The following is a 272-nucleotide window of genomic DNA, read 5'->3' as shown; positions in this document are numbered from 1 at the left end:
ATCTGTAATTAGCTTCTTCAAATATGAGTTCTGACATTGAAAAGTGAGGCGACTTGTACTCTTCATTTTCACTGGCACTGAAGTCTACCTGCATAATCTCAATACCATCGTATTCACAATGACCTAGACTACACGGTTCGCTACTCATTTTATTAAAATAGATGTTTTCGTTTTCGCCAGCTGCACCTTCAAAAGCAACCACTCCAGCGAACTCTTCATCTACCTTTTTAAAAACTATCTCATCAGCCAACTCTTGAACCTGTGTATTGAAG

At 38.6% G+C, this 272-nt stretch carries 1 protein-coding gene; it reads right to left on the bottom strand.

Translation table 11 applies throughout. The features are described 5' to 3' along the window. Positions 1–272: hypothetical protein (locus R0J87_RS20450; RefSeq protein ID WP_498888547.1), on the bottom strand; the 272-nt coding region annotated here is incomplete at both ends.

It is taken from the genome of Halomonas sp. SIMBA_159, from assembly GCF_046536035.1.
In the GTDB taxonomy this organism is placed as follows: domain Bacteria; phylum Pseudomonadota; class Gammaproteobacteria; order Pseudomonadales; family Halomonadaceae; genus Vreelandella; species Vreelandella venusta_A.
This window is presented reverse-complemented; position numbering and strand designations above follow the sequence as displayed.